Here is a 14,125-nt window from a genome sequence, read left to right on the forward strand (position 1 = left end):
ATTATGCGGCTAATGGTCCTTCTGCTCTTTTTCTTACAAACTCAATAAGGCTGCAAATTTTGTTTAAGTCAGATTCTTTGAAAAGTTCATCAGGTGAAGAAGCGTAGTTCGTGAAAGGTTGCTCATAAAGTCTCCCTACTTCCATTACCCCATGATGAGTTAAGTAATTGATGATTTCATTAACGAATTGGATTTGATTGGAGGTATAAGTTCCTTCACTTAGAAACTCTGAAAAGAGTTCTTTTGCTGCACTGCGATCCAGTCCGACAAGATGACGAATAAAAATCCCTAACCCTTCCTCTTCTTCTTTTACCTTGTTGATCATTGCTTGAGTTCCGGCGCCTTGTTCAATTAGGAATTTTTCCAGCTCTTCTAAGTCGGTTGAGGTCAGAGCTTGATTTCTTTTTAAACGTTGAATGGTTAAGTTTTCTTGGTATTGATCCAATAGATTTCTTGCTTTGAGGCGAAATTGATCAAATTCATCTGAAGCTAATAGTCGAGTGCTATCAATTAATTCACCCTGCCCAATTGTGTCTTCAAAATTGGTGTAAAGAGGCTTTCTTGCTTTCTTCTCAATCAATCCAACAAGTCCCCGTAGCTTTCTTCTTACGTCCTCGATCATCAAGGCAGTGGCATCTTGCCACCACTCATTGTTTTGCAAGTCTTGAATGAGAGATAACTCTGCGGCAACCATTGGGATACTTTCTTTTTCAGAAAGCAAGCCAGCAATTTCTTGAACTTGTTGCTGAAGTGTTTGATAAATAGGTTCTTGCCTGAGTTGAGCTATTTGAAGCTTGTAGAGCAAAAGATCAAAACGTTTGGCATCGGGATCATCTGCTTCTAATCCAAAAGGAAGGTATGCAATCGTTCCAGACAAAACACTGCGATCAGATTCGTTAATCCCACCCCATGTTTCGGCTTTGCTAAATCGTTCAACTTGTTCAAGGTGTGGTCTAATCAAAAAATTATCTGGATTACATGAAGCGACCTCTGCTTTTAAGGCACCAGCAATTTGAGCACGATGCTGACTGAAGCTTTTTGGAAGTTGAGTTAAGTCATCACTGATTAATCCAGATGATGGATCTTTATGTCCCCCTTTATCGAGAGATTGAAGTAACTCAAGACGAATCTTGAATAACTTGGCTGAAATCGTTTCTTGTTTTGAACCAGTCTCGACGCCACCTTGCCCAAGGAAGTATTCAAGGTTTTGGCAATAATCAAAAATCCAAAAGAAGCTCTTATCTGATCCAGGACCAAACAAGTCAGGGCAAAGTCTTGTCCCGCGTCCAACCATTTGCCAAAACTTTGTTTTTGATCTCACCAGCTTGAAGAAAACCAGATTTACGATCTCAGGGACATCAATACCGGTGTCGAGCATATCCACTGAGATTGCTATGTCTAATGATTTTCTTGGATCAGAAAAATCCTCAATCATGCTCTGCGCATAGGGCGCGTAATTATCGATAACGCGAGCACACCGACCTTTTAAGTGGGGATAGTTTGCATTGAATCGATCTTCAATAAAGACCGCATGATCATGGTTCTTAGCAAAGATGATTGTTTTACCAAGGCGATCACTATCCTCTGCTCTTTGACCATTTGTCCAAAGATGTTCTAGAACTTTGTCGACTGTGTCTTTATTAAATAACCATTTATTGAGTGCACCTGAGTCAACTTGATTTGGTGGTGCTTGTTCTTCTGACCATTCCATTTCATCCCATTCAGCTTTCTCTTCATCTGAAAGCTCGTCGTAACGAATCCCTTCTCGTACAAAATGCAAAGGAACAGATAGCGCTTTAAAGGGATTTAGAAACTTATCTTCTACTGCTTGTGTAAATCCATATTCATCAGTTGGCATACCTATATCAAGATCAAATAATCCATATGTATTTCTATCGATCTCATCTTTTGGAGTTGCAGTTAATCCAACAAGAAGACTGTCGAAGTAATCAAAGATCGCAGCATATTTTTGGTAAACACTTCTATGAGCCTCATCAATAACAACGAGATCAAAATGACCAACCCCAAAGCGTCTTTGACCTGATTGATCTTCACTATCAATCAAGTTGCTTATTGTTGGATAAGTGCTTAAGAAGACTCGTCCTTCGCCACCTTTATTGGTGACGAGATTCACAGGAGCGCAATCTGGTAGATGCTCCTTAAAGGCTTTTTCTGCTTGGTTAACAAGGGCAGTTCGATCGGCTAAGAACAAGACTCTTTTGACCCAGTTGCATCGAATTAATAGATCACAGAGACTAATAACAGTTCTTGTTTTTCCTGTCCCTGTCGCCATGACAAGTAGTGCTTTTCGTTTCTTTAATTCAAAGGATTCAGTTATACATCTAATGGCTCTTTGCTGGTAATCCCTTCCAGTAATGCTTTTGCTGATCTTTGTATCTTTAAGTGGCTTTAGGCTTTCTCTTCTACGGATCAATAGCTCCAGTTCATCTTTTTTGTAGAAACCTTGAACATCACGACGCGGATAGTTGTGGTCATCCCATATCAAATGTCGATAGCCATTGGATAAGAAGATGATTGGTCGTTGACCAAATTGAGTCTCTAAGCAATTTGCATATAACTTTGCTTGCTGTTGTCCGATGATTGGATCTTTGCTTGTCCTTTTGGCTTCTATTAAAGCAAGTGGCTTTCCATCGTCACCCCAAAGAACATAATCAACAAAGCCAATACCTTCATTGTTTGGCATTCCACTAACTTCTACTTCGTCAGAGCGACCCTTGCCTAGTTGCCACCCTGCTTCTTCTAAGTAGTGATCGATATAGAGCTTGCGAGTTTCAAATTCAGTGATGTCTTCTTCTGGTTCTTGCGTCGCTTTATTTGCCTTCTTGATCTCTGCTAGTTCTTTACGTAAACGCTCTAATTCGTCTTGATGAGAAGTGTTTTTAGCTTGTGCTTCTCGCAGTTCTTTATCTCTTTGGCTTAATTGATCAGCAAGAGTGGCTATTTGTTGTTTGCTTTGTTCAGGGACTTCATTGCCTTTTGGTAAAAGGTTTTTATCAAACTTAAGTCCTTTAACAGCTTGAGGGCTTCGCCCATAGGTAAGAGCAAACCAACGAAGAATTTGAAAGAGTTCTGATGCTGCAAGGACCGCATTCCCTTGACTGATTGGGTCGTTTCTATGAACTGCCTTATTCCCTAAATCCTTTAAGAGCTTGAATTTTCCTAGCAGCTGTTCCCCAACTAATTCTCTGAAATCAAAGGCATGAATCAGATTTGATAGTGATGATTCATATGGACGTCTAAGTGTGTTGTCGTGTTCATAAATCCATTCGATGACTAGTTCTGTTGTACGACGAGAGTAGAAACATGCTGCTCTTGGGTCTACTAATGTATTTTCATTTACTTTCGAAACTGATTCTTCAAGCCAAAGGAAATCATGTATTAATGGTTTTAGTTGATTATTCATCTTATTAAAGAGCTATATAGGCTAGAGCTAAATTCTTTATTTAACTGAGATATAGAATCAAGTTTGGCTGATAACTCCCTACAAATAAAATATATATTTGATATTTTATTTTGAATATTCATTGGTGGAAGAATTACAGGTAATCTCAAGACGCCCTGTTGATCTATTGTTGTCATTGTTGATGTTTTGGATTCTGAAATTGCAATTTTTCGCATGAAATTAGTCCTCAGCCATAGATTTAGAAAAACAGGGTTTATTTTTTTTTGGTCGACTCTTAAACGAATTGTATGACATTCAAAAAGTGCATTTCCGCTATCACCTAGATAAATATTAGGAAATGCAATTCCCTCCCTTTTTAGAGATGATCTGCAAAATAAAATATCTCCATATTCCAAGGAAAACTGATTTACCTCCTTGTTGTTTACATTAATATAAGGACACTCATTGGTGTTAATTGCATAATCTGTAAAAAGATTTTTAACCCAAACGACTGGTAATCCTTCTTTGGTTTTTAAATATTGGTGATTCTTTTTAAAAATCCCATTACTTAATTTACTAGTTGCAACTTCTTTTAGCGGTATTAAATTCCAGTTCCAATTGTTTGATGTGCAATCTCTTGTTACCTCACCTAAGTAGCTAAATATAGATTTAAGGAGAAGACTTTTCCTTTTAAGATAGCTTTCTTTTGATTGATTTGTTAGGTCCAAAATCTTCGCAATTCGCCGCTGCTCATCGAGCGGGGGGAGAGGTATTTCTAATTTTGCCAATGCATTTGGTGAAATTCTTGGAAGATTTGCACCAGTTGACAAAGAGTTAGCAATGGCAACATATTTAGGATGAAGAAGCAAATATCTTAGGAATTTAATATTCAAATCTTTCTTTGCTCGTATTGGCAAAATATCCGTACTGCAAATACCAAAAACCCCAGGCAAAGCTACTTTGGCTAAATAAGGTCGTAATTTTCCGAAAAGAATATGTTCAGGAGAAAATTTAAACTTATTGCTTGCTAGCTCACCATTTTCTACTTTCTTCCCACCAAGGAATTTCCCACCACTTTCAATATGTTCTAATCCTACATAAAGTGTGTGATTAGAGATTTCACTAGGACATATCGATTCCCTATCAATAGTTGCTACATCTTCTAAAGGCACTAAATCCCAATTCATCTCAGCATCTCCTCTAGCTCATCCATACCTTTTGAAATCTCAGATTCAAGTTCTCTTAATTCAGCAAGCAGTTCTAATGGTGGACGATGCTCTACTTCTTCATAGACGATCTCTTTATAGCGATTCAGGCTTAAGTCATACCCCTGTTCTTTGATCTCCTCTTTGCTGACACAAAAACTCTGTTCTGTTTTGGGTCGTTCTTGTTCTAATCCTTTGCGCTCTGCCCAACGCTTCAAGCAATCAGGGAGATTGTTTTTCTTATGTTCTCCTTCTCCTAGCTCAGTCTTTGGAGTAGGTCCAATCTTTTCAATTGGCAGTAATGGATTGCGCTTGTCATCCAAGCTCCATCCATCAGCTTGCATGTCATAGAACCATACGCTCTCTGTTCCACCCTTTCCTGTTTTAGTGAATAGCAAGATTGCAGTGCTGACGCCTGCATAAGGACGAAAAACACCTGAGGGTAAAGACACGACTCCTTCAAGAAAATGATCTTCTACTAATGAACGTCGTAGCTCTTTATGAGCTTTTGATGAACCAAATAAAACTCCATCAGGAACAATGACAGCTGCTCTGCCACCAGGCTTGAGCAGCTGTAAGAACAAAGCGACAAATAACAATTCTGTCTTCTTTGTTTTGACAACTCGTTGAAGCTTTTGAGAAGTCGCCTCGTAATCCAATGACCCTGCAAAAGGTGGATTGGCCAAAATCAAGGTGTAACGATCTTCTCTGTCAGAAACCTCATCAGAAAGAGAATCGCGATAGCTGATATTTGGATCTTCAACACCATGGAGCAACATGTTCATGCTGCCAATACGCAGCATTGTTGAATCAAAATCAAACCCATGAAATAACCCATGGTTGAAGTGATTCCTTTTTTCCGGATCAGTTAAAAGAGTTGGATCGGACTTGCGTAAATATTCACCTGCTTGAACTAAGAATCCTGCTGTTCCACTGGCTGGATCACATATGACATCTTTAGCTGTTGGCTGAGTCATCTCAACCATTAACTGGATGATGTGACGCGGCGTACGGAATTGACCGTTGGTCCCTGCGGTTGCAAGTTTGCCAAGCATGTATTCATAAATATCCCCCTTCGTGTCTCTCTCTTGCATCGGGACCGCATCAAGCAGATCAACGACTTTGGAAAGCAATGCAGCTGTTGGGATCGTGAAGCGAGCATCTTTCATATGCCCTGCGTATGTACTGCCTTCTTCCCCTAGCTCTTGCAGAAAGGGAAATACTCGTTCTCCCATGATGGAGAACATCTCAGCAGGACTTTTTTGTTTAAAACGACTCCAGCGAAGATCGTCCCATAATCGACCTTCTTCATTTTTACCTTCCGGAAAGATTCTTCGCTCTATTGGTTTCCCCGTTCTATTTGCTTTGTTTTCTTCTAGAGTTTGTAATTCATCCAATCGACGAATGAAGAGTAAATACGTTAATTGTTCAAGAACTTCTAATGGATTTGATATTCCACCACTCCAAAAGGCATCCCAAATGCCATCGACCTTATTACGAAGATCGCCTGTAAGAACTGATTCTGCTGTTACCCCTGGGGCTAGTTGCTCACTCAAGGAAGTTAATTAAACATTGTCTATAGCTTGCCTCAATATTCACTTTTTGTGTGTTTTTTGTCTTTAGACCCTATACCCCCTATGTAGGAAAAGTCCTTGCTCCATAGAGCCAAAGTGGTCTTCCTCCGGCTGATGGCTTCTTCTCTCTTGCAATTTCTCCTTCAAGAAAAAGCTTTTTGCAAATACGCCTTGCATGTTCTGGATTAGATCCAATAGCTAATGCAATTTCATTAGCAGTTCTCTGCTTTCTATCTGAATCAAGAAGCTGAAGCTCTAAAAAGCTAAGCTCCTGCTTTTCTTTCATAAAAAAGACAAGGGGCCACCATAGCCCCTTGTCGCCTTGTCCTCAGTGATCCCAATCACCCAGTATTAGTAAGCTTTATGCTTTAACTGCTTCTTTCTCGACTGGGGATAGTGCTTTGAGCTCTTTCTTCAATTCAGTTTCACGTTCATCAAGAATTTTGATGCGTGATTGATAGTTAGCCTCAAGATGCTTGCGTGATTCAACGAGGTTGTCGAGTTCTTCTTGATTCTGCTTCTGCTTAAGCTCCTCTAATTGACTATCAGAGACGACATAAACAGTCCGATGAGGAGCAAAGAAAGAATCAGAAAAGAAGCTATCAAAGAGTGACGTATACATGGTGGCCTTTGCGAAGTACATAACTACTTTGCACCGAGTTGTTCGAATCAAGAAGGATGTAAACCGAAAGTTTCTATTCGGTCTCTACTACTTAGATCGGTTGCTACTACTATAATGTTGGGTTTGCCGAAACGATGATTGATTTAATGATCTAGATGACTCTTCTTTAACCAAAAGCTTCTTTGGATGCCCTTAAAAGTTGTTTGATGATTTCTGATTTCTCTCCCAATTCACTTTCGGTAATCCTTAGTCGATATTGTGAGTATCTCTTGGAATACTCTAAGCTAGTTATGCCAGCATCATTAATAGCAGTATCGTTTTCTTCTGTTTTAGGTAACCTAACTTCAAAAGCTATAAATCCTTTTTTTGGGCTAAAGATTGCATAATTATTGGGCCTTCCGTTTACCTTTAGCCCTATATAAAATTTGTTGGAGTTCAGCTCTGCTCCAGTCTCAAATTCCAAGATATAGGAAGGTAAATTGTCTGCTATTGCAACTATCTGAGGAGTACCGCGCTTTAACCAATAATCTCTATTTGTTACCTCAGCGATTTCTTCATCCTCATCTAATAAACCAAGAGTCAGAACGTCCAAAACTTTGGTGAAATCAAGACCTACTCCATCACTGGTCTCAATCGCTTTTACTTGAAGGGCCATTAAGGGGATAGAACCATTAAATAAGCTGATGACATATAAGAATCTGCTGGTTATATCCTCGGCAATGATCACTGCTGTGTGGTTGTATTACGGGTAGCGTTTCCTTTCAATATCCCAATATTCAATTGTTCTAATAATGTGAGATTCATCAGTTGTACCTAATTGAATTTCCACCTCATATCTTCCGCTACCATCTGCATCCTGAAGCAAAAGATCCAATCTTCCTGCACCTTGATGGATTCGCTCTTTGTCCTTGAGGATTATGTCTCCTATGCCCAAAATGCATGGGTTGTCAGCAATGATGTCTTGCAACCATCTTTCAGTAAGCTCAGGATGGTTTTAAGTTGAGTTGTTTTAATTGAACGTGCTTCATTTTTGGCTGGCCATCTCATCTATTTCTCAGGTGTATCATTCTCACCCTTCCTAACTAATAGGTTTTTATGGAAAAACGTAACTAAGCGGCCAAAAAAAATAACTCCCTAGCAAGATAAATCCTCCACCTAAGAGGTAAAGAGGATTGGCTTGTATAGAGGTTGCAAATATCTGGGTCATTTGCCGATTAAATATAATCAGGCTCATCCCCATAAAGCTTCTTTTTAATTGATCTAGCTTTTTTATAGAGTTCCATTGTCTCTCTTCTGCCTAAAGCCTCAGCGGCTTCATTCATGGTCTGCACATACTCTTTATTTAATTGTTTTGTGGTCATTAAGATTCCTTTTTGATTGATTTGTTTGTTAATGATTTGGACTTACCAATATCACTGCTGCTTGAGAGTTATGTCCCTAGCTGATCTCGTCTGAGATTAAAAGAAGCTAACACATATTGAGCAAAGAAAGGGTGTTGACAATACCCAGTTATTCTAATTAGTATATCTGTACTACTAGAGAAGAGACATGACTTCAATCTCCTCACCTTATGCAGTATTCCGTGCATCTGATTGGATCCCTGTAGCAGCACAACCTATTGGTCTAAGGCAATGCTTAAGAGTTCAGCCCAAAAAGTTCTACCCAAAAAGCGATATGAAGCAGAGGGTTGGGACTATCTCGAAGAAGGGACTCTCAAGTTGTCACGTTCAGCTTGCGTTTGCGTGACATGTTTTAACTTCCGTTGTTCCTGTGACAAGCATTGCCACACTTCTCTTAGTTGTTGTTCTCACCATTGCCTTGTTCTGCAAGGAGCGAATTTAACTAGTAAATGTCCTCTATGGCATAAAAACTATGAGGATAAATTTGGTTTCTGTCCTGAGGCTGCTTAACAAATGACAAAAGATCAACTTGCTCTCAAAATATCCATAGCAATGCATAAGTCTCCCAATGCACGCTTAGACAACGTTAACGCATATCTCAATACTTATCAGTGTTTGTCTAATTATTTTAAGGAACTTTCGATGGGTGATGTCGAAGGAATTGCAACCCAGTATGGAGTAAAAGCCTAGTCGTTTCACCTCTGTCATGACAGAGGTACGGTCTTCGATTTGATCTATATGCCTTATATGTGGTAGAGATAGAGGTTCGATATCAACTCCAAATGTCTCAACTAAAAATTAATGTGTCTCCAAAAGCGGAGGCAATGATTGCAACATTACAGAAGGAGATTTTTAACCGTCGTCGTAAGAAAATCACTGCACAAGGTGTAGTTGAGTCTCTTGTTGAAAGCGGAGCTAAGTCTCAATCTGACAAGCGTTATGCTTCTTCTTGGAAGAACCTAATCAAGGATATTGAGAAGGCTGCTAAACAAACAGAAGTGCATGGCAACAAGCCATCGAATGTAACTGCAGAAGAGTGGGCGATGCTTGTAGCACATCGCACACGTAAGGGCGCTACTGCTAAGAAAGCAGCTCCTAAGAAGGCTGCTAAGAAGGCTGTAAAGAAAACAACTGTTAAGAAAGCGGCTGCTAAGAAGCTAGCCGCTAAGAAGCCAGCCGCTAAGAAGGCAGTTGCTAAGAAAGCTGTAGCTAAGAAGGCTATACCTGCAAAAGCCGCAGCTCCAAGAAAAGCTAGACGAGCAAAGAGAGCTCCTGCTAAGGCAGTAGCAGCTAAGCTTGCTTAAGCTTCTCTTTGTAGTAATCAATGATCTTCTGAGCGTTCTCGTTGGTCAGACAGCTAATCCTTGAGCTGGCTGGTATGTCTAATAAGACGCAGATGGCAATTATGTCGTCTGCGTCTTTTTGTAGTTGCTCGGACAGTTCTAGGACTCTTAGTGTCTTACTCATTACTCGGAATCATTGGCTTTGTTTGCTATGTCTTCCAAATTTTTTATTTGTTCTTTGGTCTGTCTTGTACGACTTGGTGTTTTAAAATCAAACCATCCTTGTTCTTTTATTCCTCGTTGAATCGCAGCCGACATCGCACCAAAAAAGAAAGTTGCTATCAGCAAAAGAATCAACCTATAAGTATCAAAACTTTGGCCGTTTCCTGCTATTGAATTAAGAGGGTCAAATGAATCCATTAGGCTTGTTGAGAAAGAAATTTATGGCCAATGGAAGAACTAACCAAAAGAGTGGAAGAGCTTGAGAGGAGAGTCCAACATTTAGAAGCAGTGCTGCGATACCAAGCAAAGAAAAGCAAATAAGCTCTTTTCTCATTTATACACTCCAATATTCGTCTTTAGACAAATGGAGCTAGCCAATGCTCCATTTAGATCGACTCTTAAGTTCATCCTATGAAACTAGAATAAGAATTTCTTTGTTGTTGACCGAAAAAAGCTAAATAGTACATATCTCTGTAAGAATATATAAATCAATGGAGTTTCTTTCTTTAAGGCTTTTTCTGCATATGCTGCTCGTTTTAATTTGAGGAATTCAATGAAAAACTTACTCGTCTTATTGTTTGGGGTAAAACAACATCTGTTGATGCAAAATTGATTTATGGAAAATGACTTTGCTGCTGTTGCTCAAAAATATTTTTTGTATATACTCGTGGGCATTGCTCTCTTTATAGTAATTGGAGCAGTTGTCTTCTTGATCTCTTCAATCCTATAAAGCTACATAATAAAAATATGACCCTTGAATTAACCGATTTAGTAAAAGATTTTGTAGCAACAGAGCTTCTTTCAAAAGTAGAACTCGATTTCTTAGAAGCTGAGTTATGGGAAACTTTTCAGCACATCGGAGAATTAACTTCTCTTTCTATGGCTCCTTCCAACATTTCTAAAAGGCTGGATTTAGCAGATGGGGCAAGTTGGTCTTTATGTTGCGCGGCTGTCCTTGACGTTGCAAGGCCTTTGGATGATTCTCGGGTGAATAAACTATCTAATTTAATAAAGGAGCATTCGATTCAATAGTTCTTAATTGGGTAATTAACTTGACTTGAATCATGGCGTTGGTACCACTAGAAATAATCATTTCCTGAAGCTCCCTACTGGTTACTGATTGAAACTGTGGTTTGATCATCTGCTTTACTGCTTAGACGTTGCTTTGCTATTGCCCCTTTATCTATTTCTTTTAGGACACTTCTTGTTAGAGGCTTTACTTTTTTCAAAAGTTTGTCGTCTATATCTAACTGAACATGATTACAAGGTTTGGGTGTCTCTGAGCAGTTTTCATGCCATGGGTTTTCTATTCCCAAATCACCTAGTTTTTCGTTTGCAATCTCCTTGAGTTTCTTTTTTGCTGAGAGATCTTTCCATTCAAGCCACATGTCACAGAGCATTAGTGTTTGGCTATTGCTTCCTGCTCCCTCTTCAAGCAATTTGATTTGATAAGGCTTGAGGCTGGGGTTCAATTGCTTTAGCTCCTCTTTCCAGTTCTCATCATTCATAGTGAAACCTTTTACCTACATTAATGATCGTGCAAATAGTCAGCATGGCAAGTGCTGCTTAAAAGTTTTGACTCTCTGTGTTCTGGGATTATTAGGTCACATGTCCTGATCCTGCCGCTCCAACTGCTTCTTAAAAGCTTATTCATATTTAGAGCTTTCCCTTGGCGATCAGTTAGAAAGGGAATATGAAATGCTTATTACTTACATTTTTAAATATCTATGAAAGAGGTATTCAAACTGGGGATTTTTATGAAGAGCCTTTAGGTGATGATTTTGTTTATCCAGATTGGTAATGAATTATCAACTATTACTTGAATGCCATGCTCAAGGAACGCAAATTACTAGACAAGAAGCAGAATTATTAGATCTAGAGCTTTACTCTCAAATCGAAAGTATTAAAGTTTCTCGAACGCAAGGTTGCCTACAAATTGCTCCAGATCATATTTGTAAGATTTCTCTTGTCTGTAATGGGAGTAATTGGATTACTTGCCTAGCTGCTGTATTAGATCAGTTGCTTCCAGCCACAATCGGTAAAAAAGCAAGAGGCGCCCAAGTTTTTGATGAGTTGGTAAGGAATGGTTATTTTCAGTGAGAATGCTTAAGTAAGAAAGTCTTTAATGAGTTGGAAAAACAATCGTTATTTAGCAATTGTTTTGGCAAGATGGGTAAATTAATGACTATCAAGTTGACGACATGTGGCAGCCAACAGATGAACAAGTCGATAAAATAATTCTTCCTGCCATGAAGGAGATTGCCCAGCAATGTGTTGGTTATAGGAATGAACTGCAATGCCCTCCTGAATTTATATCTCTAATGCTTAGAGATATTGCAGATGCGTTCGAAAACCCAGTATCTGAAGACAATGACGATTGTTCTTGTTGCTAAAAATGCTTTTAGTTAATCAGAGTTTTATAGAACTATCTTGGCTTTTCTTTTAGATGTTAAAGAAACTGGGTTTGAACTCATCGCTAGAAAAGAGAGAGGCATTTAAATTTTATCGCCTCAACTTTGGACGTGTGGCATGAAAGCGTTAATAAAAGGGCCCCCTAAAGTTTGACTATTTGGAATCTCCGAATAAGAATTGGAGAAAAGATTTGCAATGACTGATAGCCCCAGAAAGGACTTTATGAACAAATTTTTTGATCTTTGTCGAAAGTATCAGGAGGACTTGCCCCCAGAAGTGATTGCTGAAATTCTTAGAGACTATGCGGATAGGTTGGACAGCTAATGAATTTAAAAAAAATACTGAATCTCAATTCTTATGAATGGTGGAGAAATCATAGAAGATTTGTCATGCTTGGAATTTTCATAGCTCTCTTTGGCTCTTATTTAAATCCAGTCATCAAAGTTTCAAAACACAAAATCATTTGTGCTCGATGGGAAGCTAATGAGATATTTATTGAACAAGCGAATAAACAACTTGGCTTGGATTCAAAGAGCCTAATGACGGCTGAGTATTGTGAAAACTTTAAATAAACTGTCTAAGTTGTATTCTAGGCCTACATTTCAATATTTATGATTGCTATTCCCAATTTTTCTTTCGGCCAAAAAATAATTGTTTTAAGATTGTGGAGGTGATTTCCTCTCATTGAGTTTTGAAAACAATAGTCATGCTATGTTTTAAATTATTTATAATTTTGAATCATTTTGCAAATTAAGGACAAATTAAAAAAATCTTCTTTTTATACAATTGTAGGTTTAAATTTAATTTTTCTTTTAGTTAGCCTTGAGTTTTTTTTAAGAGCTTATAAGTCTGTTACCTATGATGGACTCATATGGTTGAAGTCACCGTCCGTTAACAATGTAATAGATAAAAAATTAGGATGGATAAGCCCAAAACTTAGATCTTATTATAAACGAGATAAGGTATATGGTAATGGTACTGTCTCATATAACTCTAAAGGGTTTAGAGCCCCAGAGTTCAATAAACAGGATGATTGGGACTTTGTGGTATTTGTAATAGGTGACTCTACTATGCAGGGTTACCAGATCCCTGACGGCCAAATATTTTCACATATGTTAGAAGATAAACTACGTAAATATTATAAAAAACCTTATGTATTACCATTGGCAGTAGGAGGCTATGGCACTATTCAGCAATATCTTTTGGTTAAAGAGATTTCGCGATCTATTAAACCAGATCTTGTGATTCATCATTGGTCAGAAAATGATATCTACAATAACTCATTTGCTCTTGAGAGATATTCACCATCTGCTAATAATATGAGAGTTAAGCCATACTATGACCTTGAAAAACAAGAAATAGTTTATAAAGCTCCTTATATATTTAATATATCACCTAGAATCGATAGCCTTATGATTGTAAAAATGTTAAATCATTATTCAAGGAAATATTTAATTAATGATTTAGAAAACTCAGAATTATTGAGGTTAAGAAAGCAATCTTATAAGGTTACGGATATTTTTATAGGTAAAATAACTCGTCTTTTCCCATCTGATACGCCTAAATATGGGTTATATGGTCATAAAGGTATCCTTCCTTTATATCAAAAATATGGGTTCAAATCAGTTTTTAGCTTGGTTCCAGATGAAATGAGGGGTTTGCCAAGAGATAAACACCCTAATCCCCAAGGTCACAAATATATGCTTGATTCCTTATTCCCTAAAATAGAACAATTCCTGTTAAAGAAAAAATCAAATAAAAATTAAAATATTAATTACTACACCAAAATTTATAATTTTGTAGATTAATCTATCATTAAAATTTTAAATTATATACTTATACAATTATCTAGAGTTTTACCTATAGACTATTGAGATATATAGCTGATTCGAGACTTACTTGCTAAGCTTTATTGCTTTTATATTGATGTTTTATTTCGAAATTCTCAGATTTCTATAATAGGGAACCCTTAGGTAAATATATTTATTAGAAGTACAGTAAATC

At 38.0% G+C, this 14,125-nt stretch carries 19 protein-coding genes; 8 read left to right on the plus strand and 11 right to left on the minus strand.

Annotated features, from left to right (window positions below):
• Position 1: 1 nt before the first annotated feature.
• The 8 genes from EV07_RS02990 to EV07_RS09560 form a co-directional block, all read right to left on the minus strand.
• Complete coding sequence (locus tag EV07_RS02990; RefSeq protein WP_036917215.1) at positions 2–3,424, minus strand: DEAD/DEAH box helicase family protein; 3,423 nt, start codon at positions 3,422–3,424, stop codon at positions 2–4.
• The gene (locus EV07_RS09225; RefSeq protein WP_052043965.1) at positions 3,421–4,590 is read right to left on the minus strand and encodes a restriction endonuclease subunit S; all 1,170 of its coding nucleotides are present in this window, start codon (positions 4,588–4,590) and stop codon (positions 3,421–3,423) included. The genes EV07_RS02990 and EV07_RS09225 overlap by 4 nt, the downstream gene beginning before the upstream one ends.
• Entirely contained in the window at positions 4,587–6,164 is a 1,578-nt protein-coding gene (locus EV07_RS03000) for a type I restriction-modification system subunit M (protein WP_052043966.1), read from the minus strand. The genes EV07_RS09225 and EV07_RS03000 overlap by 4 nt, the downstream gene beginning before the upstream one ends.
• 79 nt (positions 6,165–6,243) lie before the next feature.
• Complete coding sequence (locus EV07_RS03005) at positions 6,244–6,468, minus strand: hypothetical protein (protein WP_036917217.1); 225 nt, start codon at positions 6,466–6,468, stop codon at positions 6,244–6,246.
• Positions 6,469–6,543: 75 nt separating this feature from the next.
• Positions 6,544–6,804, minus strand: coding sequence for a hypothetical protein (locus EV07_RS03010; RefSeq protein ID WP_036917219.1), 261 nt, complete (start codon positions 6,802–6,804; stop codon positions 6,544–6,546).
• A 166-nt stretch (positions 6,805–6,970) separates the two neighbouring features.
• Entirely contained in the window at positions 6,971–7,459 is a 489-nt protein-coding gene (locus EV07_RS09745; RefSeq protein WP_193742755.1) for a hypothetical protein, read from the minus strand.
• A gap of 87 nt (positions 7,460–7,546) precedes the next feature.
• On the minus strand, positions 7,547–7,771 hold the full coding sequence (locus tag EV07_RS09750) for a hypothetical protein (RefSeq protein WP_193742756.1): 225 nt from the start codon (positions 7,769–7,771) through the stop codon (positions 7,547–7,549).
• A 247-nt stretch (positions 7,772–8,018) separates the two neighbouring features.
• Positions 8,019–8,165, minus strand: a complete 147-nt coding sequence (locus EV07_RS09560) for a hypothetical protein (protein ID WP_152557666.1) — start codon at positions 8,163–8,165, stop codon at positions 8,019–8,021.
• 270 nt (positions 8,166–8,435) lie between these two features.
• Here EV07_RS09560 and EV07_RS09755 point away from each other — a divergent pair, with 270 nt between their 5' ends.
• The 3 genes from EV07_RS09755 (at position 8,436) to EV07_RS03025 (ending at position 9,508) form a co-directional block, all read left to right on the plus strand.
• Positions 8,436–8,714, plus strand: coding sequence for a galactose oxidase (locus EV07_RS09755; RefSeq protein ID WP_072013308.1), 279 nt, complete (start codon positions 8,436–8,438; stop codon positions 8,712–8,714).
• 3 nt (positions 8,715–8,717) lie between these two features.
• On the plus strand, positions 8,718–8,894 hold the full coding sequence (locus tag EV07_RS09570) for a hypothetical protein (protein WP_152557521.1): 177 nt from the start codon (positions 8,718–8,720) through the stop codon (positions 8,892–8,894).
• A 92-nt stretch (positions 8,895–8,986) separates the two neighbouring features.
• The gene (locus EV07_RS03025; RefSeq protein ID WP_036918164.1) at positions 8,987–9,508 is read left to right on the plus strand and encodes a hypothetical protein; all 522 of its coding nucleotides are present in this window, start codon (positions 8,987–8,989) and stop codon (positions 9,506–9,508) included.
• Here EV07_RS03025 and EV07_RS09575 read toward each other — a convergent pair.
• Complete coding sequence (locus tag EV07_RS09575) at positions 9,495–9,671, minus strand: translation initiation factor IF-2 N-terminal domain-containing protein (protein WP_072013309.1); 177 nt, start codon at positions 9,669–9,671, stop codon at positions 9,495–9,497. The genes EV07_RS03025 and EV07_RS09575 overlap by 14 nt on opposite strands.
• Positions 9,671–9,907, minus strand: a complete 237-nt coding sequence (locus EV07_RS03030; RefSeq protein ID WP_036917223.1) for a hypothetical protein — start codon at positions 9,905–9,907, stop codon at positions 9,671–9,673. The genes EV07_RS09575 and EV07_RS03030 overlap by 1 nt, the downstream gene beginning before the upstream one ends.
• A gap of 549 nt (positions 9,908–10,456) precedes the next feature.
• Between EV07_RS03030 and EV07_RS03035 the strand changes: the two genes are divergently transcribed.
• Entirely contained in the window at positions 10,457–10,741 is a 285-nt protein-coding gene (locus tag EV07_RS03035) for an inward rectifier potassium channel (protein ID WP_036917224.1), read from the plus strand.
• A gap of 74 nt (positions 10,742–10,815) precedes the next feature.
• Here the strand turns inward: EV07_RS03035 and EV07_RS09760 are convergent, their stop codons facing one another.
• Positions 10,816–11,217, minus strand: a complete 402-nt coding sequence (locus EV07_RS09760) for a hypothetical protein (RefSeq protein ID WP_072013310.1) — start codon at positions 11,215–11,217, stop codon at positions 10,816–10,818.
• Between the two features lie 292 nt (positions 11,218–11,509).
• On the opposite strand from EV07_RS09760, the gene EV07_RS03045 reads away from it, so the two are divergent.
• The 4 genes from EV07_RS03045 (at position 11,510) to EV07_RS03060 (ending at position 13,887) form a co-directional block, all read left to right on the plus strand.
• On the plus strand, positions 11,510–11,809 hold the full coding sequence (locus tag EV07_RS03045; protein ID WP_036917227.1) for a hypothetical protein: 300 nt from the start codon (positions 11,510–11,512) through the stop codon (positions 11,807–11,809).
• 101 nt (positions 11,810–11,910) lie between these two features.
• Positions 11,911–12,102, plus strand: a complete 192-nt coding sequence (locus EV07_RS03050) for a hypothetical protein (protein ID WP_036917229.1) — start codon at positions 11,911–11,913, stop codon at positions 12,100–12,102.
• A 342-nt stretch (positions 12,103–12,444) separates the two neighbouring features.
• Positions 12,445–12,693: a hypothetical protein gene (locus tag EV07_RS03055; RefSeq protein ID WP_036917230.1), complete on the plus strand. Its 249-nt coding sequence runs from the start codon at positions 12,445–12,447 to the stop codon at positions 12,691–12,693.
• A 171-nt stretch (positions 12,694–12,864) separates the two neighbouring features.
• On the plus strand, positions 12,865–13,887 hold the full coding sequence (locus EV07_RS03060) for an SGNH/GDSL hydrolase family protein (RefSeq protein ID WP_036917233.1): 1,023 nt from the start codon (positions 12,865–12,867) through the stop codon (positions 13,885–13,887).
• Positions 13,888–14,125: the final 238 nt, after the last annotated feature.

This window comes from Prochlorococcus sp. MIT 0603 (genome assembly GCF_000760215.1).
Taxonomy (GTDB): domain Bacteria; phylum Cyanobacteriota; class Cyanobacteriia; order PCC-6307; family Cyanobiaceae; genus Prochlorococcus_E.

What these genes read in the sequence shown, in the direction of transcription:
- EV07_RS02990 (WP_036917215.1), bottom strand. Translation starts at nt 3,424, where the DNA reads ATGAATAATCAACTAAAACCATTAATACATGATTTCCTTTGGCTTGAA.
- EV07_RS09225 (WP_052043965.1), bottom strand. Translation starts at nt 4,590, where the DNA reads ATGAATTGGGATTTAGTGCCTTTAGAAGATGTAGCAACTATTGATAGG.
- EV07_RS03005 (WP_036917217.1), bottom strand. Translation starts at nt 6,468, where the DNA reads ATGAAAGAAAAGCAGGAGCTTAGCTTTTTAGAGCTTCAGCTTCTTGAT.
- EV07_RS03010 (WP_036917219.1), bottom strand. Translation starts at nt 6,804, where the DNA reads ATGTATACGTCACTCTTTGATAGCTTCTTTTCTGATTCTTTCTTTGCT.
- EV07_RS09745 (WP_193742755.1), bottom strand. Translation starts at nt 7,459, where the DNA reads ATGGCCCTTCAAGTAAAAGCGATTGAGACCAGTGATGGAGTAGGTCTT.
- EV07_RS09560 (WP_152557666.1), bottom strand. Translation starts at nt 8,165, where the DNA reads ATGACCACAAAACAATTAAATAAAGAGTATGTGCAGACCATGAATGAA.
- EV07_RS09755 (WP_072013308.1), top strand. Translation starts at nt 8,436, where the DNA reads ATGCTTAAGAGTTCAGCCCAAAAAGTTCTACCCAAAAAGCGATATGAA.
- EV07_RS09570 (WP_152557521.1), top strand. Translation starts at nt 8,718, where the DNA reads ATGACAAAAGATCAACTTGCTCTCAAAATATCCATAGCAATGCATAAG.
- EV07_RS03025 (WP_036918164.1), top strand. Translation starts at nt 8,987, where the DNA reads ATGTCTCAACTAAAAATTAATGTGTCTCCAAAAGCGGAGGCAATGATT.
- EV07_RS09575 (WP_072013309.1), bottom strand. Translation starts at nt 9,671, where the DNA reads ATGAGTAAGACACTAAGAGTCCTAGAACTGTCCGAGCAACTACAAAAA.
- EV07_RS03030 (WP_036917223.1), bottom strand. Translation starts at nt 9,907, where the DNA reads ATGGATTCATTTGACCCTCTTAATTCAATAGCAGGAAACGGCCAAAGT.
- EV07_RS03035 (WP_036917224.1), top strand. Translation starts at nt 10,457, where the DNA reads ATGACCCTTGAATTAACCGATTTAGTAAAAGATTTTGTAGCAACAGAG.
- EV07_RS09760 (WP_072013310.1), bottom strand. Translation starts at nt 11,217, where the DNA reads ATGAATGATGAGAACTGGAAAGAGGAGCTAAAGCAATTGAACCCCAGC.
- EV07_RS03045 (WP_036917227.1), top strand. Translation starts at nt 11,510, where the DNA reads ATGAATTATCAACTATTACTTGAATGCCATGCTCAAGGAACGCAAATT.
- EV07_RS03050 (WP_036917229.1), top strand. Translation starts at nt 11,911, where the DNA reads ATGTGGCAGCCAACAGATGAACAAGTCGATAAAATAATTCTTCCTGCC.
- EV07_RS03055 (WP_036917230.1), top strand. Translation starts at nt 12,445, where the DNA reads ATGAATTTAAAAAAAATACTGAATCTCAATTCTTATGAATGGTGGAGA.